Raw genomic sequence first — 24,942 nt, forward strand, 5'->3', positions numbered from 1 at the left:
CCGGGCAGGTACAGTGGGCGCGCTCGCCGATCGACCACGGTCACGCCGTGGTGGACGACGACGCCGCCTTAGCTCAGTCGGCAGAGCGTCTCACTCGTAATGAGAAGGTCAAGGGTTCGATTCCCTTAGGCGGCTCGGACCGAAGGCCCCGCACCTGCGTCACGCAGCTGCGGGGCCTTCGTCGTGCGAGAGGGCTCTCGCGGGGGCCGGGCGTCGTCGGCGAGCGGGTGCTACAGCTCGCGGCCGAGCACCTCGACGAGCCGGGAGATCCGGTCCTCGTCGCGGCGGTAGTGCGTCCACTTGCCGACGCGCGTCGAGATCACGAGGCCCGCGTGCTCGAGCGTGCTCATGTAGGCCGACACGGTGGACTGCGCGAGGCCGGCCTTCTCGGTGATGTGGCTCACGCACACGCCGACCTCGTCGGGGTCGGCGATGGCGCGCTCCTGCGGGAAGTGCGCGCGCGGGTCGCGCAGCCAGTGGAGGATGCGCAGCCGGACGGGGTTGCTCAGCGCCTTGAACGCCTCGAGCACCTGGGTGTCGACGGCCTCGTCGTCGTTGACGTGCACCGGCATGGGGCAGCCGCCCTCCTCATCGCGATGGTTCGGGATATCTCGATCTTCACGTCGAACCTAGCACCGGCTCGCCGTGCACGCCCACGAGGCGGTGCCGCCCGATCCGGCCGGGCACCGGGGACCCGGGCGGTCGCTGGCGCAGCGCCCACGAGACCAGCGCGTGGTCCAGCATGTACAGCCGCGCGGTCTCGGCCCGGCCCCCGGGGGACAGGTGGTCCACCACGTGCTCGAACGCCGAGGCGCCCCCGTAGGCCGGCCGCGGCTCGTACAGCCGCTCCGCGAGCCCCAGCTCGCCCAGCACGTTGAGCACGTAGGCGAACGGGTACGGCCGGTTCGCCCGGCCCGCGGGCGTCGCCCCGAGCCGTGCGAACGGCGTCACCATGCGCTCGACCATCGTGTCCGTCACGAGGTCGGAACGGCCCGTGACGTAGGCGAGCTGCACGAGGTACGCGTACGAGATGCCGGACAGGAAGTAGTCGCGACCCGGGTCGATCGACCGCCACTGCCCCACGACCTCCTCGACGAAGGCGTCGAGGTCGGGGAGCTGGTCGTCGAGCCGCCCCAGGTTGTCGAGCGCGACGACGTGGTACAGCGCCATGTGGGTCCGCTCGACCGGTGCCATGGCCGCGATGAGGTCGGTCGCCTGCGCGAGCCGGTCACGGCCCGCGTCGAGCAGCTCGAGGTGGCCGGACACCGCGATCGCGTTGAGCATCGTCAGCAACGGGTAGGCCGCGACGAACGCGGGCGACATCGCGCTGGGGAACGCGGGCTGCAGCGCCGCCGGGTGCGGCCGGTCCAGCCACGCGAGCGTCGAGCGCGCGTGCTCCTCGACGGTCGCCGACCCGCCCAGCACCGCCACCGCCGACAGCAGCGTCGAGCCGCCGCGTCCGCGGAAGAACGGTGACGGCACGCGGTCGATCGACGCGAGCGCCGCCGCGACCTGCGCGTCGTCGGGCACCACCGGCAGCTCGTGCGGCTCGAAGTGGGCCAGCGCGAGCAGGAGCGCCGTCCACGCGGCGACGCGCTCGTAGTCGCCGTGCCGGCCCTGGTTCTCGTCGGCGATCTGGTCCGGCCGGATCTCGTCGACCGCCGCGAGCGTCTCCCGCACCAGCGGGCCCACGCGCGCGGCGACGTGCGGGTCGGCGGTCAGGCCCAGCGTGGACACGGTCGTCAGCAGGATCGACGCCGCCGTGACCCGCTCGTAGGGGGTGGTCAGACCGCGGACCGTCGCGGCGACCGCGTCGACCCGCCCCGCGACGTACCCCGCGGGCAGCGGCTCGCCCTGCGTGACCTCGAGGGCCGTGCCGGCGAGCTCCGCCGCGAAGCGCGTGTACGGGTGCGCGTCGTCCACGCGCTCGCGCAGCCGCGCGAACGACCACCGGATGCGGTCGGCCTCGCCCGGGTCGAACCCGGACGGGTGCTGGCCCAGGCCGACGCCGCGGACGATCCTGCTCCACGGCGTCGCGACCACGCGGGTCAGCGGGGTCAGGTCGGCCAGGCCCCGCACCGGGGTGCGCCGCGCGCTCACCGGGTCGCCCCCGCGCCGGCAGCGGCGCCCGCCCGGGTGGACGCCGGGTCGACCGGCAGCCCCAGGAACGACGGCCGCGTGCCCTCCCACATCTGCAGCGCCCAGTTCAGCCACTTGACGCCCTCGCAGTAGATCGCGACCGGGCGGCGCTGCACCTCGGGCGTGTCGACCAGCGTGCCCTCGACCTCGGACGTGAAGTGGAACGGGGGCATCGCCGTGAAGTGCGTGCCCATGGTGAAGACGAACCGCAGCAGCCAGTGCGGGTCGTCGCGCAGGTGCGGCGACCCGGGGGAGTCCAGGTCGTAGACCGCGCGCATGACCGCGGCGAAGTGGTCCTCCACGCCGCGCGGGTGGGCGGGGTCGACGGGCAGACCGCGTTCCGTCACGTCCCGCACGCCGTACGACGCCGCGTAGGGGTTGTCGCGGTGGAACGTCACGTCGACGCGCGCCGTCCCGTCGGCGCCCGCACGCACCTCGAGGTCGAACAGCTCGTTGTGCATCTCGTCGTAGTGCCCCACCGAGTTGTGCCACGGCTTGTTGTCGTACATCGGGTCGTCACGCGTGTCGGCGCCCGCGCTGCGGTACCCGATCGCACGCGGGTCGAGGAACCGCAGGCCGATGCTGCGCGCCGTGACGGCGCGCAGCGCACGGGCGATCTCCGCCTCGTCGCCGCCCGCCTTGACCAGCGCGTCCGCGTGCAGCAGCGGCCCGAGGTCGTCCATCTTGATGTTCTCGGTGTTGGTGTCGCCCACGACGAGCGCGTGCGTCGGCGGCTCGAGGACGCGCTGCAGCGCCGCGTCGCCGCGGAACGCGGCGAGCAGGGGGCGCACGTTGCGGTAGCGGACCCCGTTCACCGTGAGGGTGTCGGAGTCCAGCAGCCGTGCGTCGAACGTGCGCGGCGCGGTCGCGCGGGACAGCAGGAGCCGGTCCTCGATCTTGCGCAGGTACTGCTCGTCCAGCGTGCCGCCCGGCCCGGCGCCGCGCCGCTGGGTGTGCACGTGCGCGTGCAGGAACCGCAGGATGACCTCGTACAGCCGGGCGACGACCCGGTGCGACGGCGCGTGGTCGCGCACGAACTGCCCGACCTCGACGCCCGGCACGTAGGTCATCTCGTAGATGACCTCGCGCAGGGCCTCGTCCCGCGCACCGTGCCCGACCGCGCGCAGCGTGCGCTCGGTCAGGTGGTCGACCTCCGGGAAGTGGTCGCGCAGGCCGGGTGGCAGCGCGCCGAGGTACTCCGCCTGCCGTTTCGCCTTCGTGAAGGGCGGCAGCATGGGGCCTTCGCCGTCGGGGTCCCACCGCGCGGTCGTGAGCGCCTCGCTGAGGACCTTGCGCACCCGCAGCCGGGGGTCGCCGGCGCGACGGAAGAAGATCGTCATGGACTCGCTGCCGCCCTCGCCGAAGCCCGCGACGGTCTCGTCGGGCTGGACGTACGCGCTCACGGTGCTGTGCAGCAGGTTCCTGCGCTGCGCGTAGTCCGTGATCGCACGACGCTCGGGCGACGCGGTGAGCAGGACACGGGCCTCCGCCTCGTCGAGCTCGGGGTTGAGCCCGTGGCGCCACGTCTCCTCGGGCGAGCGCACCACGAGCGTGCGCAGGCCGTGGGGCCCCGCGTCGAGCTGGGTCGCGCGGCTCGAGTGGCCGAGGGCGAGCACGGTGCACGACGCGTCGAGCCGTACGGGGCGGCGGCGCTCGCGGGCCTTGCGTCGCGTGAACACCGCTGCCGTCTCGGCGGACAGGTCACGGCGCGCGACCAGCGGTCGCCCGTGCAGCGAGAGCATCGGCACCTGCGCGTCGACGACGCGGTCGCACAGCGCGACCACGAGCTGCTCGGTCCGCCGGTCGTGCCCCCGCCCCAGGACGAGCTGCGTCGCGAGGTCGACGACGTCGGCCGGCGGCACCGCGCGGGCGGCCACGAGCCCGAGCAGCCACCCGAACGGGTCGTTGGCCTCGATGAACACGTGGTTGTACTCGAAGAAGCCGGGCCGGTGCTGGTGCACGAGCGCGAGCATGCTCAGCTGGTGGACCAGCACGTCGACCGCGTCGGCCCGGGCGAGCACGACGTCGAGCGCCTGCCGCGCGTCGTCGCGCACGTCCTCGCGGCGCCCGCCGACGACCGCGTCGTGCACGCGCTGCGCGACGGGCTGCGACGTGACGAGGTCGCGGACGACGGGCACGACGTGCCGGACGGCGGTCCGCCGGAGCTGCTCGAAGTGCACGACGAGCGCCTCGGTGTCCGCGGCCGGCTCGACCTCCTCCACGCGCACGGACCCGCCGGCGTCGAGCACCTGCAGCTCCGTGCAGGCCCGACCGGCGTCGGGGCCGGTGAGACGCTTGCGCATGCGCGCGCCGACGACGAGGTCGCCCGTGCGGACGTGCGCGTGGTGGGCGAGCGTGTGCTGCAAGGTCTCGCGGAACCGGCGCAGCGCCGGGCTGGTGTCGCGCTCGGGGTGCCTCGCGGCGTCGAACCCCATCTCGCAGACCCGTCGCCGGAGGTACCCGTCGAACGCGGGCTCGCGGCCGGCGAGGGACGTGAGCTCGCGCAGGGTGGCGAGGTCGGTGTCGGCGAGCGTGGCGTCGGCCCGTTCCGCGAGCGAGCGCGTCCGGAGCGTGAGCTCGTCGACCAGGTCCGCGCCGGCCACGAGCCGTGCCGCCTCGCCCGCGTCCGCGACGGAGAGCGCGTCCGGCTGGGCCGTGTTGTCGCGCAGCAGCTGCAGCGAGCGCCCGCCCCGGCCCAGCTCGAGCACGAGGTCGGGGTGCAGCTCGTCGATCAGCTCGACGGTGCGCTGCGAGTCCATCACCTCGTCGGTCATGGCGAGGATCGCGTGGCGCACGTGGTCGGCGGTGATGAGGAAGCCGTGCCCGCTGTTCGACAGCAGCGGGGCGCGCGGGGCGGTGAAGGTGATGCGGCGGTCGTCGAGGTACCGCGAGAGCGCCTCGCGCGCGCCGATCATGCGCCGGGAGTGCGCGAGGAACGTGGTCGGCGCCTTGAGCTCCTCGGCCTCGATCTCGGGGTAGGAGCGCAGCACGTGGACGAACGTGGGGAGGAAGGACTCGCGCACGTACACGTTGACCTGGTGCCGCGAGTACCTCTTGTGGACCTCGACGTGCTCGCCGTGGCGCTGGGTGAGGAGGTCGGTCACGCGGCGCAGCGGCTCGGTGCCGGACCGCAGCGCGACCACGTGGAACGGCTCGCCGACCGGCGGCGACTCCGCGGAGTGCCGGGGCAGGTACCGCTCGATGCTGGCGCCGAAGGTGCCGCCGGCGCGCTGGTTCGACGCCGCGAGCAGCAGCGGGGTGAACACGCGGGCGATCTGGGCGCCGTCGCCGACCGAGAGGGCCCCGGCGGCGACCGCCGAGGCGAGCATGCCGAAGCTCTCGCCCGTGTAGGCGGCGAACCGCAGGTGCCCGGACCGCTGCGCGCGCGCGGCGAGGTCGGCGTGGATGGCGAGGTTGTGCACGAGGAAGGCGGTGGCGATGAAGCCCTGCCGCTCGACCCGGTCCTCGGGGAGGTTCGCCCGGGTGAGCGCGAGACCGTCGGGGCCGCCGGCGACCTGGAGCGCGTCCGCGGCTTCCTGGTAGACCTCCCTGACGACCGGCAGGTCGGACCCGATGGTCCCGGCGCCCACCTCGCGGTAGGCGTCGCGGCTGCCGAGGCCCGGGAAGAACGCCACCGCCGCGAAGCCGTCCCCGGTGGGGGACGTGCTCCGCGGCGGTGCGGCCTGCTGCTGGACGGCTGGACCCGGCGGCTGCTGGTCCACGGCGTCGTCGGTCGCTACGTCTGTCGTCACGTCGGTTCCCCCCTGAGATGTGCCGGACGGTGCTGCGGTCCCGCGGTGAGTGCGGGCGCGACCGCGCGCGGCGGGTCGCCCCGCCGCGCGGGAGGTGTGTGGTCGTGCGCGAGGTGGTGCGCGCTCGGGGCGTCGACGCTCAGGTGGTGGGCTGGGCGACCGTCGCGGCGTCGTGAGCGACCGGGGCGCGCCCGGTCCGCGGCGCCGACCCGCGCCGGGCGGCGCGCGAGGTCGGCACGAGCACGGCGAGCGCGGCCAGTGCGAGCGCCGCGCCGACCCACAGCGGCGACACGAAGCCGAGGCCTGCGGCGATCGCGACGCCGCCGAGCCACGCCCCGGCGGCGTTGCCGACGTTGAGCGCCGCGATGTTGGTGCCGGACGCAACGGTGGGCGCGTCACCCGCGAACTGCATGATGCGCAGCTGGAGCCCGGGTGCGGTGGCGAAGCCGACGGCGCCGAGCAGGAACATCGCGACGACGGTGAGCCAGGTGATCGACGCGACGGCCGCGAACCCGACGAGGACGAGCGCGAGACCCCCGATGGTCGCGACGAGCGAGCCGTCGAGGTCGCGGTCGGCCCAGCGCCCGCCGGCGAGGTTGCCGAGGAACGTGCCGACGCCGAAGAGGAGCAGGAGCCACGGGACGGCGCCGGTCGCGACGCCGCTGACCTCGGTGAGCGTGAAGGCGATGTAGGTGTAGGCGCCGACGAGCCCGCCGAAGGTGAGGACGCTGACGAGGGCCGAGAGCAGCACCTGGGGTCGTCGCAGCACGCCGAGCTCGGAGCGCAGCCCGGCGGACGGCGCGGCGGGGGTGTGGCGCACGAGCAGCTGGATGCCGGCGAGCGTCACGACCCCGATGCCGGTGATCGCCCAGAAGGTGGCGCGCCAGCCGAGCTGCTGGCCCACGAAGGTGCCGAACGGCACGCCGACGACGTTGGCGACGGTCAGGCCCGCGAACATCAGCGAGATGGCGGCCGCCTTGCGGTTCTCGGCCACCATGTCGGAGGCGACGACGGCTCCGACGCCGAAGAACGCGCCGTGGCAGAGCGCGGCGACCACGCGTCCGGTGAGCATGACGCCGTACGTCGGTGCGAGCGCCGAGATGAGGTTGCCGGCGATGAACAGCACGACGAGCCCGAGCAGGACGCGCTTGCGCTCGACGCGGGCGAGTGCCGCGGTGAGGGCGATCGCCCCGACGGCGACGCTGAGGGCGTACCCCGAGACGAGGTAGCCCGCGACGCTCTCCGTGACGGCGAAGTCGGCGGCGATCTCGGGCAGCAGCCCGACGATGCCGAACTCGGTGAGGCCGATGCCGAAGCCTCCGAGGGCCAGGGCGACGAGCCCCGGGGGGAGTGCGGCGTTCTTGGCGTCCTGCCCCTGTGCGGCCATGGTGACGTCCTCTCCCGAGTGATATCGATGATTCGGAGATTATCGATGAGAGGGTCGGTGGTCAATGGTCTCCGTGAAGCGTGACCTCCTGCTGTGACACGTGAGTCGCCCTCGCGTCGCGCAGCACGACGGCCGCGCGCGGGTCTCCCCGCTGCGCCGCGCGCCGCGCACCCGCGTCCGCAGTCATATCGCCAGTGTGCGATTCATCGATGCGTTCGTCCAGGGGGAGGAGCATCTCGTCGGCGCCCGTCACCCCGCCCCGGACCGAGGTCCCTCGTGCTTGGCGGGACCGGGCTCCTACCCTGCGAGGACAGCCCTGCGTCGTCGGGGCAGGGCGTCATCGGCGAGGAGGCCGACATGCGTGTCCGTCCGTACCACTCCGCCCGCAGCACCGCCGCGCACCTCTACCACGAGGACGACGAGTGCCCGGCCGGCCGGCAGCTCGCCTGGTTCGACAAGGTCGACGGCACCGAGGGCTGCGAGCCGTGCCCCGTGTGCGCGTCCGCCGCGACGCCGTGCCCCGAGCACGCCGTCGCGGCCGCGCCCGCCCGCTGACCGCCCCGGACGTCCCTGCCGCGACCGTCCGACGATCGGTAGGTTGACCTGCATGGACGGTCGTCGCTCGCTCGGTCAGGTGCTCGTCGGTGTGCTCGTCGTGCTCGCCGGGGTCGTGCTGCTGCTGGAGCGCACCGGTGTCCTCGACATCGACCTCGCCACCGTCGCGAGCACGCTGTGGCCGCTGCTCGTCGTGCTCGTCGGGGTGACGTCGCTCCTGCTCGTGCCTCGCGCGTGGTTCGGACCCGTGGTCGTCACCGCCGCGGGCGTCGTCCTGCTGCTGGACCGGCTGCGCGTGCTCGACGTGAGCCTGTGGGAGTACCTGTGGCCCGTCGCCGTGATCCTCATCGGACTGGGCATCGTGCTGGGCGCCGCGGCGCGCACCGAGCAGGAGGGGCGTCTGACCGCCATCGCCTTCTGGTGGGGCGCCGAGCGACGTACCCGCACGCAGCGGTTCCGGTGGGCGAGCCTCACGGCGATCATGGGCGGCGTCGAGCTCGACCTGCGCGAGGCCGACATCGAGGGTGCCGCGCGCATCGACGTGTTCACGTTCTGGGGCGGCGTCGACATCAAGGTCCCCCGCACGTGGGAGGTCCGCACGTCGGGCCTGCCGCTGCTCGGCGGCTGGGAGGACAAGACCGAGCCGCCGCTGGGTGGCGGCCCCGTGCTCGACGTACGGCTCGTGACCATCATGGGCGGCGCCGAGATCCGGCACGGCAAGAGGTCCGCACGCCCCGACGTCCAGGACGCGCCCCTCGCCTGAGCCGTCGCGGGACGGCGCGAGGATCAGCCGCCGACGTGCGTGAGCGCCTCCGCGATCCGGTCGCGCCACACGCCCGGGTCGTCGGACGTGATCGCGACCCACGCGCGCATGGGCGGCCGCCCCTCGGGGAAGGGGGCGCCCTCGCCCGCGGCGACGAGCGCCGCGACCCGCGCGGCCGGCAACGTGACCACGAGGTGCTCGCCCGGCGTCATCGCGACGATCGTGCGGCCCAGCCGCAACGCCGCGGTGCCGAAGTGCCGGGGGCCGTCCGCGGGCAGCACCACGCCGGGCCGCCCGGCGAACGCGGCGGCCACCGCGTGCAGGCGCGACTCCGCGGCCTCGTGGGGTGTGGCGGCGGTCACACCGCGAGCGTAGCGGCGCCCCCGGGCGGCTCCTAGAGGACGGGGGCGGCCTGGCCGACGACCTCGGGCCCGCCGACCTCGCGGGCGCCCAGCTCGTCCTGCGCGAACGCGTGCGCGACCCGGATGCCCGGGCGTCCCGCCGCCGACGCGTCGACCACGACCCGCGGGAACGGGCGCGTGTCGTCCGCCGGGGTGGTCCACGCGATCGCCGCCGCGGACCAGCCGCCGCGCCGCGCGGCCTCGCGGGCCTGCGCGACGCCTGCGTCGGACGCCTCGAACTCGACGACCTCGACCTCGTGCGCCTCGCGGGTCAGCACGAACGGTGCGCAGTCGCCGCGCACGGCGCGCTCCAGCGCGAGCTCGAGGGCGCGCAGCGCGAGGTCCTGCACGCGCTCCGACGGCCGGTACGGCAGGTCGTCGGGCGTCAGCGGACGGTCGCCCGCGCGCACCCCGCGGCCCGGCGTCGCGGGAGCGGCCGCGCGCGGGGCGGCCGACGCGACCGCGGGCGTCGGGTTCGTGTCGGCGTCGAGGTCGTCCGGGGTGGTGGCCGCGTGGTCGGCGACCGCGGACGGGACCTCCGTGGCCGGGGGGCCGACCCACGCGGGGGTCGGTCCGGCGGCTCCGTCGGCCGCGGCGTTCCCGGCCGACGCCGCGGGCACGAGCGGGTCGGTGACGTCCGCGACGCCGACGGGCGTGTCCGTGACCGGGTCGACGACGGCCTCGACCGGGGTCGCGACCGTGTCGGCCGACGTCAGGCGGCGCGCCACGAAGAAGGCGGAGGGGTCGGTGTCGGGCTCCCGGCCGTGGCGCCCCGCGACGGGCGCGGGCTCGGAGGGCCAGGTGCCCTCGTCGAGCGGCGCGTCCGGCAGCGCGTGCGCACCGTGCCGTGGCGGCGTGGGTGACGCCTCGGGCGACGGGTGCGGGCTCGGCACGCCCGGCGTCGCGACGTGCAGGTGCGCGCTCGCGCGCGCGACGTAGTCCACCGTCCAGGCCGGCACGCGCGTGCGGCGGCGCGCCTGCGCGTCGAGCACGGGCAGCACCGGCATGTGCGGACGTCGCTCGTGCAGCACGCCCGGCGTCGCGCCCTCGGGTCCCGGGCACATCATCCAGACGACCCCCGGCACCGCGGCGACCAGCAGGTCTCCCACGGCGATCCCGATCGCGGCGGCCACGCCCTCGGCCGCCGGGGCGTCGCCGGAGGTGTCCGCGAGCAGGCGCCCCCAGCGCGCGTCGAGCGCCGCCGCGTCGTGCGGGTCGGTGCCGTCGTTGCGCAGCCACGCGCGCAGCCGCTCGAGGTGCGACCACTCACCGGGCGTCAGGGGGCGCGCGAGCACGGGGCCGTCCGGCGCCACGGACCTCGTCGCGAGCACGGGCGAGACGGTGTCCATGCGGTGGCATCGGCGCTCCGCGGCGCCCTCTTGAGTCCCCGGAACGTGTGATCCCACCCGATGATCCTGCCTCACGGCGATGCGCGGCCCAGGGTCGTCGGGCTCTGCACGACGCCCCCGGGCCGGCGCGAGGCCGCCGGGCTGCGGAGCGCCGCGGCGGCTCCCGGTGGCGCGGCGCCGGGACCCGGTTAGCGTGGTCGGGTCCCCGGGGAGGTGGCATGCGTCGATCCGCCGTCGTGGCCGTGGTGACGGCGTCCCTCGCGCTGGGCGGCGGAGCCGGCGCCGCGGCGTGGGGGACGCAGCAGCGGCAGGCCGCCGACGGTCGTCACGACGCGGCGGTCGCCCGCGTCGACGCCGCGCGGGGCGCCACCCGGGACGACCACGAGGCGCGCACCGCGCTCGTGGCGACCGCCGACGTGGCACGCGCCACCGACCTGCTCGACGACGCCCGCGGGGCGCTCGACGCGGCGGTCGCGCAGGCGCGGCAGACCCTCGACGACTCGGCCGGTCAGGTCGGCGACGACGACGCGCCGCGCGGCGCCCTGGCGGCGCAGCTCGAGGCCGCCGAGCAGGTCGCGTCGTCGGCGTCGCCCGCCCGGGCGCGCGCGCTGACCGCGGACGTCGCGGGCGCCGAGCAGGCGGTGCGCGACGCGGTCGCGGCGGAGCAGGCGCGCGTGGCCGCCGCGCAGGCCGCGGCACGCGCCGCGCGGGGGCGGGCAGCGCCGTCCGCCGCGCCGGATCCCGGACGGGGCGCGACGAGCGCCCGGTGCACGACCACGTACTCGGGGCCGTCGTTCTACACGTCGGTCCCCACCGAGGGTGGCGACGGGTCCAACGGCCGCCTGCCGGCGTCCGCGCTGACGGCCGTCTCGTGGACCGCGGACTCCCGCGGCACGCCGTTCTACCTGCGGTCCGACGCCGCCGCCGCGCTCGAGCGGCTCAACGCCGCGTTCCGCGCGGCCCTCGGCCACGACCTCGCGCTCGACCTCACCTACCGCGACCTCGACACGCAGGTCGCGATGCGCGCCGCGCTGGGCTCGGTGGCGGCCGTGCCCGGGACGTCGTCGCACGGCACCGGGCTGGCGATCGACGTCCCCGAGCTGCCGTGCGACTACGGCTGGGACTCGGCCGCGCGGGCGTGGCTCGTCGCGCACGGCCCGGCGTACGGCTGGGTGTCGCCGGCGTGGGCGCGCCAGGCCGGGTCGAACCCCGAGTACTGGCACTACGAGTACCGCGGCTGACGCGGGCCGCGGTCAGCGGTCGGTCGCGGGACCGTCCGCCGCCCGGTCCGGGTGGCCGCCCGCCGCGCCGTCGTCGGCCGGCCGGACCGCGGCGCTGCTGGACGGCACGGTCACCCACGCGACCACGGCGCCGGCGACCAGGAGCCCCGCGCACACGAGCATCGCCGTGCGGTGGGCCGGTGCGAGGCGCGCCGCGTCGGTGAGGGACGCGCCGACGCCCGCGACCAGCGGGAGCACGGCGACCGCGAGCAGGCTCGCGACCCGCGCGACCGCGTTGTTGACGCCGCTCGCGACGCCGGCCAGGTGGTCGGGGGCCGCGGCCAGCGCGGTCGTCGTCAGCGGTGCGACCGTCATGACGAGTCCCACGCCCTGCAGCAGCACGCCCGGCAGCACGTGCGTGACGTACGGAGCCGAGGGGCCGATGCCGGCGAGGAGCGCCGTGCCCGCACCGGCGACGAGCGGGCCGACGGTCATCGGGACGCGGGGGCCGACCCGCACCCCCCACGCGCCCGCGCGGGGGGAGAACGCCAGCAGCAGCAGCGTCACCGGCAGCTGCGCGACCCCGGCGGCGAGCGGCGGGTACCCCGCCACCACCTGCAGCGTCACCACGAGGAAGAACCCGACGCCGCTGAGCGCGGCGTACACGAGGAACGTCGCGGCGTTGACGCCGGCGAACGGGCGCCACCGGAACAGGCGCGGCGGGACCAGCGGCGCGCGCGTGCGCGACTCGACCCGCAGGAAAGCCGTCAGCGCGACGACGCCGACCGCGAGCGCCGCGACCACGACGGCGCGCGACGCGCCCGGCTCGGACCACACCGTGAACCCGTAGGTGAGCCCCGCGAGCCCGAGGGCCCCGAGCGTCGTCCCGGCGACGTCGACGCGCGCCTGCGCGCCCGGGTCGGCGGACTCGGGCACGTGCCGCAGCGCGACCGCGACGACGAGCGCGGCGAGCGGCACGTTGATGCCGAACACCCAGCGCCAGTCCGCGACCTGCACGACCCACCCGCCGAGGAACGGCGCCGCAGCGCCCGCGAGCCCGCCGAGCCCCGACCACGCGCCGATCGCGCGGCCGCGGTCGTCGCCCGCGAACGTCGACTGCAGGATCGCGAGCGAGCCGGGCGTCAGGAGCGCACCGCCGACGCCCTGCAGCACGCGTGCCGCGACCAGCACCCCGACCGTGGGGGCGAGCGCGCACGCGACGGACGCGACCGCGAACCACACGACCCCCACCAGGAACACGCGCCGTCGCCCGAGCCGGTCGCCGAGCGCGCCGCCGAGCAGCAGGAACGCCGCGAGCGTCAGCGCGTACCCGTTGACGGTCCACTGCAGGTCGGCCGTCGTCGCGTCGAGGTCCTCGGCGATGCGCGGCAGCGCGATCGTGACGACGGTCGCGTCGATGAACGCGAGGGCCGACCCGAGCACGGTGGCGAGCAGCACCCACCGGCCCGCGGCGGAGCGGTACGCGACGGTCCCGGTCACGGCCGGGCCCGGTGCACGGTCATCGTGGCCGGTCGCGGTCCTTGCTCGGCTGCACGCGCTTGGGCTCGCCGGGCATCTTGGGGTACTCGGGCGGGTAGGGCAGGTCGCCGTGGCCGTCGTCGCGCTCCTGGCGGTCGGCGAGCTCGAGCAGCGAGTCGATCCGGTACCGCGGCGCCGCGTGCGCGACGAGCGGTGCGAACAGGTCGCCGACGTCGGCGAACCGCGCGGGCATCGTGGTGACGTCGAAGTCGTCGGGGTGCGCGTCGGCGACCTCGTCCCACGTGAGGGGCGCCGAGACGGTCGCGCGGGGGTTGGAGCGGATCGAGTACGCCGACGCGATCGTGCGGTCGCGCGCCATCTGGTTGTAGTCGACGAAGATCTTGCGGCCCCGCTCCTCCTTCCACCACCTCATGGTCACCTGCTCGGGCAGCCGGCGTTCGAGCTCGCGGCCGAACGCGATCGTGGCGCGGCGCGCCTCGACGAACGTCCACGCGGGCTCGATCGGCACGAACACGTGGAGCCCGCGCCCCCCCGACGTCTTGGGCGTGCCCTCGAGTCCGTGCTCGGCGAGCAGCTCGCGCACGTGCGGCGCGACCCGCGCGGCGTCGGCGAAGTCGGTGCCGGGCTGCGGGTCGAGGTCGATGCGCACCTGGTCGGGCCGGTCGACGTCGTCCCGCACGACCGGCCACGGGTGGAACGTCAGCGTGCCGAGGTTCGCGGCCCACGCGACGACCGCGAGCTCGGTCGGGGCGACCTCGTCGGCGGTGCGGCCCGACGGGAACGCGATGCGTGACGTCTCGACGTAGCCGGGCGCGCCCTGCGGCACGCGCTTCTGGTAGAACGCGTCGCCCGACGAGTCCTGCCGGGTCGCCATCCGGGCGCCCTCGAACACGCCCTTGGGCCACCGCTCGAGCGTCGTCGGTCGGTCCAGCAGCGCGCCGAGGACGCCGTCGCCCACGGCGAGGAAGTACTCGACGACGTCGAGCTTGGTGATCCCGCGGTCGGGGAACACGACGCGGTCGGGGCTGCTGACGCGCACGGTGCGGCCGCGCACCTCGAGCTCCACCGCCGGGGTCTGTGCCATGGCTCACACGGTAGGGCCGGTCGCCGACACCCGCCCCTCGCGCGCGGCGGCCGTGCCGAGCAGGCCGCGGCGGTGCGCGATCGCGACGGCCTCGGTGCGCCCCGACGCCCCGAGCTTCGCGAGCACGTTCGACACGTGCACCGAGACGGTCTTGCCGGAGATGAACAGCCGCTCGCCGACCTGCCGGTTCGACAGCCCCTGCGCCACGAGCGTCAGCACCTCGGACTCCCGGGCGGTGAGCACGTCGCCGCTCGGCGCGGCCGGCGCCCCGCCGAGCCGGGCGCGTCGCACCAGGTCGGCGACGGCCTCCGCCAGCGGTGCGGCCCCCATGGCGTGCGCCTCGGCGAGCGCGGCCTGCGCCTCGGTGGCCGCCGCGCCGCGGTCGCCGCGCGCCACGAGGGCCTCCGCGAGGCGCCACCGGACGCGCGCCGTCTCGTACCGGTGCCCGTACGCCAGCTCGGCGAGCGCCGCGCGCCACGCCTCGACGTCGGCCCGGCCCGCGGCGCGCGCGTGCTCGGCGTGCGCGCGTGCCAGCCACGCCCGCCCCTCGGGCCCGAGCGTGCCCCCGCGCGGACGCCCCTCGTCGGCGGTGCGCACGACGCGCGCGAGCCGCGCGTCCGCGTCGGCGACGAGGTCCGCGTCGTCCTGCCCCGCGGCACGGCGTGCGTCCGCGAGGTCCGCGACGGCCGCGAGCGCGAGCGCGCCCAGCCAGATGCCGCCCAGGTACTCGGGCGACCACACCGACCGCACGTGCGTGTCGACGCGGTCCGCGTACGCGACGGCCCGGGCGGGCTCGCCGCGCCACGTCAGCGCGTCCACCGCGTTGCCGCCCGCGAGCTGCGTGAGGAGCGGGTCGCGCGGCCACCACGGTTCGAGGGCCAGCGCGCGCTCGACCGCGTCGCCGTCGCCGCGCGCGACCGCCGCGTAGAGCTCGACCGACGCGAGGAACGCGCGCACCTCGCCGCGGCCGCCCGCGACCTCGTCGGGTGCGGGGGGCGCGAGGTCGCCGCCCACGTACCGCACGAGCAGGCGGAACATCTGCAGGTCGACGCCGTAGGGGGCCCACGCCATGCCGAGCTCGACCGCGCGGCGGTGGCCCACGTCGGCCTCGTGCGCGGCCCGCACCAGGTCGCCCGCGTAGTAGGCGGTGGACGTGAGGTTGTAGCGCGTGCGCAGCTCGGTCGCGTGGTCGCCCGACGCGACCGCGCGCGCGAGGGCCTCGGTGAGCAGCTGCGCGGACCGTTCGTGGTCGATCTGCTCGCCGACGGCCGCCGTCGTGAGGGCGTCGGACTCCGCGGCGACGTCGCCGACCTCGCGCGCGACCTGAGCCGCACGCGCCGCGGTCTCGGTCGCCTCGTCCTCGCGCCCGGCGTTGAGCGCGGCCCGCGCGAACGTCGCGAGGGCCCACGCGCGCTCGCGCGACGGCGCGTCCGGCAGCTCGACGAGGGCCGCCGACGCCTCCGCGAGCGCGGCGTCGACGCTCTCGGTGCCGAGCAGGTGCCGCGCCAGGTCGGTGCGTGCGCCGCCACGCGCGAGCGGGTCGTCGCCCGCCGCCGCGACCGCGCCGCGCGCGAGCTGCACGGCCCGCTCCGACTCGCCGGCGCGGCTCGCGGCGCCGGCCGCGGTCCGCAGCACCGCCGCGTGCGACGCCGGGAGCCCCGCGGCGACCTCGGGCACGGCGTCCCACAGCCGCAGCACGACCTCGAGGTGGCGCAGCTCCTCCGCGGGTGCGAGCACGCGCGCGGCCTGCACCGCGGCCTCCCACGAGGCGCCCAGCGCGACCGGCAGGTCGGGCACGCGCAGCGCGTGCGCGGCGCGCTGCGCGGCGGCACCCGGCGTGGGGGTCGCGTCGAGCGCGGCGAGGAACGCACGGTGCGCCGCGGCCGCCTCGCCCGGCAGCAGGTCCGCGTAGACGGCCTCGGCGAGCAGCGCGTGCCGGAACGCGATCCGCCCGTCCTCGACGACGAGCACGTGCTGCGTCACGGCCTCGCGCAGCGCGGCGTCGACGGCTCCCGCGGGGTGGGCCGCCCCGGGGGCCGCCTGCGCGGCGGCCCGCAGCAGGGGCTCGTCGACGCGGCGGCCCGCGGCGGACGCGAGCTGCACCAGGCGCACGGTCGCCGCGTCGAGGCGCTCGACGCGCGTGCGCAGCACGTCGGCGAGCGACCACGGCAGCGCGTCGGCGTCCGCGCCCGCCTCGATGAGCTCCTCGGTGAAGTACGCGTTGCCCTCGGCGCGCTCGCGCAGCCGGTGCAGCTGGTCCTCGGGCAGCGTGCGACCCGCGACGGCCGCCGCGAACTCGCGCAGCTCGTCGTCGGTGAAGGGCGCGAGCGCGAGGTGGCTGCTGCGGGGGTGCCGCGCGAGCTCCGCGGCGACGGGGCGCCACGGGTGCCGGCGGTGCAGGTCGTCGGTGCGGTAGGTCGCGACGACCAGCAGCGGCTGGTCCGACAGCCGTGAGACGACGAACCGCAGCAGGTCGCGGCTCGACGCGTCGGCCCAGTGCAGGTCCTCGAGGACGAGCAGCAGCGGGTGCTCGGGCGACGCGCACGCCGCCAGCGCCTCGAGGACGCCCTCGAACAGCTCGCGCCGCTCGTCCGCGGCGTCGGCGGGGCCCGCGTCCTCGGGCGCGCGGCCGCCCGCGGCGCCGAGCAGGCGCCCGAGCGCGGGGCGTGCCTCCACCACGCGCGCGACCGCGGCGGGGTCCGTGCCGCGCAGGACGCCGAGGGCCTCGGCGAACGGCAGGTAGGGCAGCCCGATCTCGCCGAGGTCGACGCAGTGGCCCGTGACGACGCGCGCCCCGCCGGCCGCGACCACGTCGCCGACGTGCCGCAGCAGGCGGGTCTTGCCCACGCCCGCGTCGGCGCCGAGCAGCACGAGCGTGGGCGCGCCGGTGCGCGCACGGTCCAGCGCCTGGGCGAGCCGGGCGACCTGCTCCGTGCGCGCGACGAAGGGGGTGCTCATCGGGCCGCGTACCACGCACCCGATCCTCGCAGCGACCACCGACGTCCGGGCGGCCGTCCGCCGACCCGGCGCGCCGCGGTCGCGTCGGCGGCTCCCCGGCCCGCTCGCGCGTGGCGCGCGTCGGCCGTGCGTCGTGCGTCCGCCACCAGCCGCTCCCGGCGGTAGGCGACCTCGGCGTCCAGCGCCGGTCCCCAGAGCTCGATGCCCATGGCGTCTCCCGTCCCCGTGGCCCGCGTCGTCGTCGTGCCGGTCGCGGGCCCTCGCCCGGCACACGACCACGCTCGTCCTGAGGCCCCGCCCGGCGCATCGGTCGGCCGCCCACACCCGCGGCGCCCGGAGCGTCTGAGGTACCTCAGACCCTCGGGGGCCCGGGGTCGCTCTCGGGGTGCGGACCAGGGACGCGTGGGGGTCGGGCCCGGAGGTGCCGCGGCGGCGGGGCCCGCATGCTGGTGGTCACGACGACGGAGGAGGACGCATGGACGGGGTACGCGCGGCGTTCGCACGGGCCGGGCTGGTGCGCACGTACGAGGGGCGGTGGCTCGCGGGCGTCTGCTCGGGCGTCGCGGCCCGGCTGGGGATCGAGGCGTGGGTCGTGCGGCTCGTGCTGCTGCTCCTGCTGGTGCTGCCGGGCAGCCCGTTCCTGGTCTACGCGGTGCTGTGGTTCTGCATGCCGCCGCAGGGCTGGGTCGCGCCGGTCCGCGACGCGTGACGCGCGCCCGGACGTCGGTGCAGGCCAGGCGTCCGGGTGCCGGTCCGAGCGGCGGGGACGGCCGCGGTCGGGCACCCTGGTGCCCGTGGGTGACGTCCGAGACCTCCGTAGCCGGCGTGGCGCGCCGCCGCCGCTGCTCGACGACGAGCTCGTGGTCGCGGCGGAGCGCAGCGCGCCCCGCGCGGCACGCCACTGGGTGATGCGCTCGGTCGCCGGAGCCGGCGTCGGGGGCGCGTGCAACCAGGTGATCGAGCTGCTCGCGGGCGAGCTCGTGTCGAACGCGGTCGTGCACGGCCCGGCCGGCGAGCCGGTGCGCGTCGCGGTGCGCGTCGACGGCCCGCGGGTGCGCGTCGCGGTGTCCGACCGGGGCGGCGGCGTGCCGCAGGTCCGGCACGCCGAGCCCACCGAGCCCAGCGGCCGCGGCATGGCGCTCGTGGAGGCGCTGTCGACCACGTGGGGGACCGCGCGGCTCCCCGACGGCGGCACGACCGTCTGGTTCGAGCTCGACACCGACGAGTGACGCCGCGGCCGGCGGCGTCACACGGTCGGCGGTCGCGCGGCGCCCCGCGTCCCCGCTGTGCGTTCGCGTCCTGCTGACGATACGTTCGTCCAGGATGTGGCGTGCTCGCGCCTGCGGCGTGACCGGTCACCGGGTGCCGCGGTCGAGCCGCCGTCGAGCAGGACGAAGGAGCGGACGATGACGGACAGCGGCGGCACGGTGGCGGCGGAGCCGGTCACGACGACGGGCACGGTCCCCGCCGTGGACGGCACGGACGCCGCGGGGCGCCTGCCGCAGATCCGGGCGGAGGTCCGGGAGGACGGCACCGGCGAGATCTCGGTGGACGGCGTGCGCGAGCAGGTCGCGACGGCCGACCTGGCCGAGGCCGGGGCGGCCATCACGGCGCGCATCGCCGCGCTCGCGGCCGACGCGGGGCGCGCGCTGCCCGTGGAGGTGCGGGACCCGGACGGGCTGTGGGCGCTGCTGATCCACCCCGACGGCCGGGTCGACGAGGCGAACGACGCCGACGTCGCGCCCCTGAGCACGCCCGTGCCCGTGGTCGACCCGGCGTGGTCGGTCGCACCGCCGTCGGCACCGGTCGCACCGCCGTCGACGCCGACGCCCGCGGTGGCGCCGCCCTCGGGCGCCGTGCCCGTCGCGCCCGGCGTCCCGGAGCCCGCCCCGTCCACGGGCGCCGTGCCCGCGGCCTCGCGCGCCGCGACGCGCACCGAGGCCCGCGCGGAGCGCGCACCGTCCGACGGGTCGTCGCTGCCGACGCTCGACGACCTGCTGGCCGCGCGTCACCCCGCGCACGAGGGCCCGGCCGAGCTCGGCTGGCAGCGGGCCGTGCGACGCCTGACGTTCGGTGCCGTCGCACCGCGACCCGGTGCCGCCGAGCGTCGCCGCCGCTCGCAGGTCGACGCCGTGCGACGCACGTTCGACGGCCCCCGCACGGTCGTCGTCGTGAACCCCAAGGGCGGTGCCCACAAGACCACCGCGACGATGCTCCTGGCCTCGACGTTCGGGCTGTCGCGGGGCGGGTACACGCTCGCGTGGGACAACAACGAGACGCGCGGGACGCTCGGCTGGCGCTCGCAGCACGGCGACCACCAGCGCACCGCCGTCGACCTGCTGCGCGCGCTGCCCGACCTGACCACCCGCGGCACGATCCGCATCGGCGACCTCGACACGTTCGTCCGGACCCAGCAGGACGAGCAGTTCGACGTGCTCGCGTCCGACGAGAACGCGGCGTCGGTGTCGAGCGTCGACGCGGCGTCGTACCACGCGCTGCACGACGTGCTGTCGCAGTTCTACCGGGTGCTCGTGGTGGACACGGGCAACAACATGCGCGCCTCGAACTGGCAGGCGGCCGTGCAGTCCGCCGACCAGCTCGTGGTCGTCTCGACGCTGCGCGAGGACACCGCGCAGTCGGCGGCGTGGGCGCTCGACGCGCTGCGCGCCACGGGCCAGGAGGAGCTCGTGCGGCAGGCGGTGACGATCCTGTCGTTCCCGGAGCCGAAGGTCGACAAGGACCTGCGCCAGCGGCTGCGCTCGCACTTCGGCGCGCTCACGCGGGGCGTCGTCGAGGTGCCGCACGACAAGGCGCTCGTCGCGGGCGGGCCCATCGACTACGCGGCCCTCAAGCCGTCGACGCGTGACGCGTGGCTGCGGGCGACCGCCGTGGTGGCCGACGGCCTCTGACGCGCGGCGGCGGTCCCCGGCGGGGCGCTCGGCGCGGCGTGCCGGAACTCGTGCGGCTCGGCGTGCAAGATCCCGGCACGTCACGACACCGGGAGGGTGAGGGCGGTGGCAGCAGCACGCCGCCGCCCGGTCCGCCCGTCCGCCCGCCCCGGGAGCCGCAGTGCCCGCGCACCCTCAGCACGAGCCCACCGCCCGCCCCGCCCTGCGTGCCGTCGTCACGCCCGCGGACGACCTCGACCCCGCCGCCGACGTGACGCGTGACGGGGCGGCGTCGCCGGCCCGGCCCGCGACGCCGCGCGACGCGCCCTGGTTCGAGGCGCTGGTGCGCGACCACGCGACGGCCGTGCACCGGTACCTCGTGCGCCGCGTGCCCGCGTCCGACGTCGAGGACCTCGCCGCCGACGTGCTGACGGTCGCGTGGCGCCGCCGCGACGACGTGCCGGAGGGCGCCGAGCTGCCGTGGCTGTACCGCACGGCGGGCTTCGTGGTGTCGAACCACCGCCGCAAGGGCCGCCCGGTGCCGGTCGCGGACGTGCCGGAGGGGGTCGACGCCGACGACCCCGCGCTGCGGGCCGTGCGGGACGAGACCGTGCGGACCGTGCTCGCGGGGCTGTCCGCGCGGGACCGGGAGGTGATCCTCCTGCACGCGTGGGAGGGGCTCACGGGGGACGCCCTGGCCGAGGTGCTGGGCATCGGCCGCGGCGGCGCCGACGCCGCGCTGTCGCGGGCGCGGTCGCGGCTGCGCGCCGCGCTCGACGACGCCGGCGTCGCCTGAGCGCACGGTCGGGCGGCGCGTCCCCGCGCCGCTCCGCGGACCCGTGCAAGACCCGCGCCCCCGGCTACACAGACGGGGTGGAGGGCGGTCACGCCCGGCGACACGTTCGGAGGGACACCATGGACGACACGCGCGAACCCCGCGACACACCCCGTGACGAGGGCACGACGGCCGCCGCCGCCGACGCCGCGGTCGCCCGGGTGCGCGCGGCCGACCCGGCCGCGGGCACGACGCCGGACCTGCCGCGCCTGCACGCGCGGCTCGCCGAGACGACGGGCGTGACCTTCACGGACGCCGCACCCGCCGACGAGCTCGCCGCCGCGCGGCGGCGCCGGTCCGGCCCGGCGCGCTGGGCGCAGGTCGCCGCGGCCGTCGTCGCCGTCGGCCTGGTCGGTGGCGGCGGCTACGCGGTCGGCGCCGCGGGCGGCGGTCCCGCCCCGGCCGCACCGCCGATCACGCTGCAGGGCGCGTCGCCCGCGTCGGGCGGGGCGCTCGAGGCGGCCGGCGCGAGCGCGTTCGCGGACAGCGCCCGCATCGCGCCGGGCTGGTTCGGGGGTCGCACGGTCTTCACCGCCGACGGCGTGACGGGCGACGCGGGCACCGGCCGCGCGTGGGCGTTCGACGCGACGGGCACCGCGACGCGCGCGACCGCGGTGCGCGTCGCCGAGGTGCTCGGCGTGACCGGTGAGCCCCGGCAGGAGTGGGGCCAGTGGGTCGTCGGCCCGAACGACGGCTCGGGACCGACCGTGTCGCTCGGCGTCGACGGGCAGGCCGGCATGTGGTTCTACGACCGCGCGTGGGACCCGTCGGTGTGCGCGGCCGGAGAGCCCGGTGACGCGCCGTCGATCGAGCCGGCGCCGGTGCCCGACGGTGCGGAGGACGGTGCGGCGGTCGAGCCCGGGGTCGGGATCGCACCGGTGCAGCCCGACGAGGTCGCGCCCGCCGACCCGAGCGTGTGCGACCCGACGACGACGCCGCGCGGCGCCGCCGCCGAGGCGGCGGCGCGCGACCTGCTGACGCGTCTGGGCGTCGACCTCGGCGACGCCGAGGTCACGGTCACCGACGACACGGGCGTGGCCGGGCTGGTGGCGGTCACGGCCGCGCAGGTCGTCGACGGCACGCAGACCGGGGTCGTGTGGTCGGTGCAGCTCGCGGGGAAGGGCGTGCAGGCCGTCTCGGGTCCGCTCGCGCCGCTCGTCGAGCTCGGGACGTACGACGTCGTCAGCGCCGCCGCGGCGGTCGAGCGGCTCAACGACCCGCGCTTCGGTGCGTCGTACGGCGGGGTCGTGCCGCTCGCGGCGCGCATGACCGACGACACCGCCGAGCCGGCGGTGCCGCAGGTCGCGCCCGAGCCCGACGAGCCGACCGTGCCGCCCGTCCCGGCCGCCGGGGCCGCGGTCCCGTGGCCCGTGCAGCACGTGACCCTCACCGCCGCGCGCCTCGGCGTCACGCTGCTCACCACGCCCGACGGCGCGAGCCTGCTCGTCCCGGCCTGGGAGCTGAGCGACGCCGACGGCGGCACGTGGAGCGTCGTCGCGGTCGCGGAGGACCAGCTCGACCTGAGCGCGGGCTGACGGACGTCCCGGGCCGCGGCCCGGGTGGCACGCGGGCTGAGGGGCCCGTGGACACGGTGGGGCCGGGCGGCGCTGGAGGGGCGCCGTCCGGCCCCGCCGTCGTGCCCGGCGCCCGCAGGTGCCCGGCTCCCGGGGTGGGTAGCGTGCCCCCATGGCTGCCACCCCCGGTCCCGCCGGACGTCTGCTGCTGCTCGACTCCGCGTCGCTGTACTTCCGTGCGTTCTTCGGCGTGCCCGACTCGGTGCGCGCCCCCGACGGGACGCCCGTCAACGCCGTGCGGGGGTTCCTCGAGATGGTCGCGCGGCTCGTCGCGGAGCGTCGCCCGACGCGGCTCGTCGCGTGCTGGGACGAGGACTGGCGGCCCGCGTTCCGTGTCGAGGCGGTGCCGTCGTACAAGGCGCACCGGGTCGCGCGGGAGGTGCCGGGGACGACGGGCGTCGAGGACGTGCCCGACGCGCTGACGGCGCAGGTGCCCGTGATCGTCGACCTGCTGGCCGCGCTCGGGGTCCCGCGCCTGGGGGCCGCGGGCTACGAGGCCGACGACGTCATCGGGACGCTCGTCGCGCGCGAGGCCGCCCGCCCGGCGGGCGAGCGGTCCGCGGTGGACGTCGTCACCGGGGACCGGGACCTCTTCCAGCTCGTCGACGACGCCGTGCCGGTCCGCGTGCTGTACCCGGTCAAGGGCGTGAAGGACCTGCTGGTCGTCGACCAGGGCGTGCTCGAGGAGCGGTACGGCGTGCCCACGGGGCGCGCCTACGCGGAGATGGCGGTGCTGCGCGGCGACCCGAGCGACGGACTGCCGGGCGTGCCGGGGATCGGCGAGAAGACCGCGGCGGCCCTGCTGCGCCGCTACGGCACGCTCGCCGACGTGCTCGCGGCCCGCGACGCCGGCGACCGCGGGCTGACGGCCACGCAGCGCACCCGGCTGACCGACGCCGCCGACTACCTCGCGGTCGCGCCGCGGGTCGTCACGGTCGCCCCGGACGCACCCGTCGCGGACGCCGACGACCGCCTGCCCGTCGCACCGGCGGACCCCGACGCGCTCGTCGAGCTCGCGCAGCGCTGGGGCGTCGCGTCGAGCGTGCGACGCGTGGTCGACGCGCTCGCCGACGCGCACGACCCGCGCTGAGCGGACGCCGGCCGGCGACGACCCGCGGCACCGCCCCGCGGCGGTCAGCCCTCCGCGGGCGCCGCCGGGTCGGCCGGCGGTGCGGGCAGGACCCACACGTTCGCGCCGGCGGCCTGCCAGTCGCCGCCCGACGGCGGCGCGGCGCCGTCCGCGCCGAGGCGCACGCTCGAGCCGTCCTCCGCCGTGGCGGTCGTCACCGCACCGGGCTTGGGCGACGTGCAGGACGTCCGCGCCTGGTCGCCGTCCGGGACGACCACGAGGCACAGCGCGCCGTCCCAGCGCAGCGCCGCGAAGTGCTGCCCCGCGGCGGTCCGCACCGCGAACCGGGTGGTCTCGGGGTCGACACCGGCCTCCTGCGCGACGGCCGGGTCGACCGCGTCGGTCGGCTGCTGCGCGCGCTCCAGCAGCTCGACGGTCATGCCGTTAGCCTGCGCGGTGACGACCTGCGGGCGCGCGAGCAGGAGCCACGCGACACCGGCGACCACGAGCGCCGCCGCGACCGCGAGCACCACGCCCACACGGCGGCCGTGCGCCGGGTGCGGGTCGTGGTCGTCCTCCTCGACGTGGTCGAAGAGGTCGCGGTCGTCGAACGTCGTCACGGGACGATTATCCGCACACGGCGACCGGCGCGTGAGCCGGACACACCGGACGGACCGCCGCGCCGGCGCGCGCCCCGACGTCCGACCTGCGTGGGCGCACCCCGGACGCCGGTCGTCACGGCGCCGTGCGCTCGTGGTCCGGTGCGTCCTCGCGGGGTGCGACGCCGTGCACGACGTCCGCGAGGTGGCGCACGAACCAGCCCTCGGCGGCCGACTCCCAGTACTGGGCGACCGCGGCGATCGGGTACACGAGCACCTCGGGCACGCGCTGCGCGAGCACGATCTCGGTGCCGTACCGGTCGGAGCAGACGGCCCAGTCGAGCGTGGGCGCCTGGGCGCGTACGAGGTCGCCCAGCGCGACCCCGAACGCGTCGGCGAGCGAGCGAGGGTCGGGCCGGTCCTCGGCGAGGGCCCACTGCCGGCGCACGCGGTCGAACAGGGCGCCGACCGTCCCGGCGTCGGTGGGGTCGTCGCACAGGCCCGCGACCAGCGCCCGCTGCTGCGCGAGGAACAGCAGCTCGGCGGGGTTCAGCGCGTCGATCGTGTGCCGCGTGTCCGACAGCGCGGCGGCCACGGGGCCGACGTCGGTGGCGTCGGCCGCGGGACCGGGCGGCCCGTCCGGTGCGTCGCCAGGCGTCGCCGCACCCTCGTCGGTGACCGGGCGGGCGGCGTCGCCGTCCTCGTCCGGCACGTCCTCGAGGTGCTCGACGACGCGTCGCAGCTCGCCCTCGCCCGGCGTGCGGCCGTCCGCCACGGCTGCCGGGTCCCCGTCGGCGAGGGGCGGGTCGGCGGGTCCGTGCGGTGCGGGCAGCACGGGGCCGCTCCCTCGCGGCGTCCGTCGGTCCAGT

20 protein-coding genes and 1 tRNA gene are annotated in these 24,942 nt (G+C 77.0%); 10 read left to right on the forward strand and 11 right to left on the reverse strand.

From position 1 onward, the window contains the following. Window positions 1–62: 62 nt before the first annotated feature. Window positions 63–135 (forward strand) — tRNA-Thr (locus GY42_RS15595). Between the two features lie 95 nt (window positions 136–230). Here GY42_RS15595 and GY42_RS15600 read toward each other — a convergent pair. The 4 genes from GY42_RS15600 to GY42_RS15615 all read right to left on the reverse strand — a co-directional run bounded on the left by GY42_RS15600 (window position 231) and on the right by GY42_RS15615 (window position 7,278). After that, entirely contained in the window at window positions 231–572 is a 342-nt protein-coding gene (locus GY42_RS15600) for an ArsR/SmtB family transcription factor (RefSeq protein ID WP_046530018.1), read from the reverse strand. A gap of 46 nt (window positions 573–618) precedes the next feature. Next, window positions 619–2,100 carry a hypothetical protein gene (locus GY42_RS15605; protein WP_046530019.1) on the reverse strand — a complete coding sequence of 494 codons (1,482 nt, stop codon included), beginning with the start codon at window positions 2,098–2,100 and terminating at the stop codon, window positions 619–621. Further along, entirely contained in the window at window positions 2,097–5,891 is a 3,795-nt protein-coding gene (locus tag GY42_RS19525; RefSeq protein WP_160309427.1) for an ACP S-malonyltransferase, read from the reverse strand. Before GY42_RS19525 ends, GY42_RS15605 begins: the two co-directional genes overlap by 4 nt. A 139-nt stretch (window positions 5,892–6,030) precedes the next feature. After that, complete coding sequence (locus GY42_RS15615) at window positions 6,031–7,278, reverse strand: MFS transporter (protein ID WP_046530020.1); 1,248 nt, start codon at window positions 7,276–7,278, stop codon at window positions 6,031–6,033. Window positions 7,279–7,635: 357 nt separating this feature from the next. Between GY42_RS15615 and GY42_RS15625 the strand changes: the two genes are divergently transcribed. Both GY42_RS15625 and GY42_RS15630 read left to right on the forward strand, forming a co-directional pair. Then, window positions 7,636–7,833 carry a hypothetical protein gene (locus tag GY42_RS15625; protein ID WP_046530022.1) on the forward strand — a complete coding sequence of 66 codons (198 nt, stop codon included), beginning with the start codon at window positions 7,636–7,638 and terminating at the stop codon, window positions 7,831–7,833. 52 nt (window positions 7,834–7,885) lie between these two features. Further along, window positions 7,886–8,596, forward strand: coding sequence for a LiaI-LiaF-like domain-containing protein (locus GY42_RS15630; protein WP_046530023.1), 711 nt, complete (start codon window positions 7,886–7,888; stop codon window positions 8,594–8,596). A gap of 23 nt (window positions 8,597–8,619) precedes the next feature. Here GY42_RS15630 and GY42_RS15635 read toward each other — a convergent pair whose 3' ends face one another. Together GY42_RS15635 and GY42_RS15640 are read right to left on the reverse strand one after the other, a co-directional pair. Next, on the reverse strand, window positions 8,620–8,958 hold the full coding sequence (locus GY42_RS15635) for a hypothetical protein (RefSeq protein WP_052748442.1): 339 nt from the start codon (window positions 8,956–8,958) through the stop codon (window positions 8,620–8,622). Window positions 8,959–8,990: 32 nt separating this feature from the next. Next, window positions 8,991–10,346: a hypothetical protein gene (locus GY42_RS15640; RefSeq protein WP_046530024.1), complete on the reverse strand. Its 1,356-nt coding sequence runs from the start codon at window positions 10,344–10,346 to the stop codon at window positions 8,991–8,993. Window positions 10,347–10,564: 218 nt separating this feature from the next. Here GY42_RS15640 and GY42_RS15645 point away from each other — a divergent pair, with 218 nt between their 5' ends. Further along, the gene (locus GY42_RS15645) at window positions 10,565–11,587 is read left to right on the forward strand and encodes a M15 family metallopeptidase (RefSeq protein ID WP_046530025.1); all 1,023 of its coding nucleotides are present in this window, start codon (window positions 10,565–10,567) and stop codon (window positions 11,585–11,587) included. 12 nt (window positions 11,588–11,599) lie between these two features. On the opposite strand, the gene GY42_RS15650 is transcribed toward GY42_RS15645, so the two are convergent. The 3 genes from GY42_RS15650 to GY42_RS15660 are packed head-to-tail and all read right to left on the reverse strand — an operon-like array spanning window position 11,600 to window position 17,108. Continuing rightward, window positions 11,600–13,066, reverse strand: coding sequence for an MFS transporter (locus tag GY42_RS15650; protein ID WP_082131597.1), 1,467 nt, complete (start codon window positions 13,064–13,066; stop codon window positions 11,600–11,602). 19 nt (window positions 13,067–13,085) lie between these two features. Continuing rightward, window positions 13,086–14,150, reverse strand: coding sequence for a non-homologous end-joining DNA ligase (gene ligD / locus GY42_RS15655; RefSeq protein WP_046530026.1), 1,065 nt, complete (start codon window positions 14,148–14,150; stop codon window positions 13,086–13,088). 3 nt (window positions 14,151–14,153) lie between these two features. Further along, window positions 14,154–17,108 carry a helix-turn-helix transcriptional regulator gene (locus GY42_RS15660; RefSeq protein ID WP_046530027.1) on the reverse strand — a complete coding sequence of 985 codons (2,955 nt, stop codon included), beginning with the start codon at window positions 17,106–17,108 and terminating at the stop codon, window positions 14,154–14,156. Between the two features lie 475 nt (window positions 17,109–17,583). On the opposite strand from GY42_RS15660, the gene GY42_RS15670 reads away from it, so the two are divergent. From GY42_RS15670 to GY42_RS15695, 6 genes are all read left to right on the forward strand, one after another. Beyond that, a complete protein-coding gene (locus GY42_RS15670; protein WP_046530029.1) occupies window positions 17,584–17,817 on the forward strand; it encodes a PspC domain-containing protein in 234 nt (77 codons plus the stop codon). 85 nt (window positions 17,818–17,902) lie between these two features. After that, the gene (locus tag GY42_RS15675; protein WP_046531105.1) at window positions 17,903–18,337 is read left to right on the forward strand and encodes an ATP-binding protein; all 435 of its coding nucleotides are present in this window, start codon (window positions 17,903–17,905) and stop codon (window positions 18,335–18,337) included. 177 nt (window positions 18,338–18,514) lie between these two features. Beyond that, a complete protein-coding gene (locus GY42_RS15680; protein WP_046531106.1) occupies window positions 18,515–20,017 on the forward strand; it encodes a chromosome partitioning protein in 1,503 nt (500 codons plus the stop codon). A 160-nt stretch (window positions 20,018–20,177) separates the two neighbouring features. Beyond that, window positions 20,178–20,792 carry an RNA polymerase sigma factor gene (locus GY42_RS15685; RefSeq protein WP_330217857.1) on the forward strand — a complete coding sequence of 205 codons (615 nt, stop codon included), beginning with the start codon at window positions 20,178–20,180 and terminating at the stop codon, window positions 20,790–20,792. A gap of 119 nt (window positions 20,793–20,911) precedes the next feature. After that, entirely contained in the window at window positions 20,912–22,366 is a 1,455-nt protein-coding gene (locus tag GY42_RS15690) for a hypothetical protein (protein WP_046530030.1), read from the forward strand. A 151-nt stretch (window positions 22,367–22,517) separates the two neighbouring features. Next, the gene (locus GY42_RS15695) at window positions 22,518–23,495 is read left to right on the forward strand and encodes a 5'-3' exonuclease (RefSeq protein WP_046530031.1); all 978 of its coding nucleotides are present in this window, start codon (window positions 22,518–22,520) and stop codon (window positions 23,493–23,495) included. Window positions 23,496–23,539: 44 nt separating this feature from the next. On the opposite strand, the gene GY42_RS15700 is transcribed toward GY42_RS15695, so the two are convergent. Both GY42_RS15700 and GY42_RS15705 read right to left on the reverse strand, forming a co-directional pair. Next, window positions 23,540–24,094, reverse strand: a complete 555-nt coding sequence (locus GY42_RS15700) for a hypothetical protein (protein ID WP_046530032.1) — start codon at window positions 24,092–24,094, stop codon at window positions 23,540–23,542. A gap of 115 nt (window positions 24,095–24,209) precedes the next feature. Beyond that, window positions 24,210–24,908 carry a DUF3806 domain-containing protein gene (locus GY42_RS15705; protein WP_046530033.1) on the reverse strand — a complete coding sequence of 233 codons (699 nt, stop codon included), beginning with the start codon at window positions 24,906–24,908 and terminating at the stop codon, window positions 24,210–24,212. Window positions 24,909–24,942 lie beyond the last annotated feature (34 nt).

The organism is Cellulomonas sp. FA1, assembly GCF_000986825.1.
Classification (GTDB): domain Bacteria; phylum Actinomycetota; class Actinomycetes; order Actinomycetales; family Cellulomonadaceae; genus Cellulomonas; species Cellulomonas iranensis.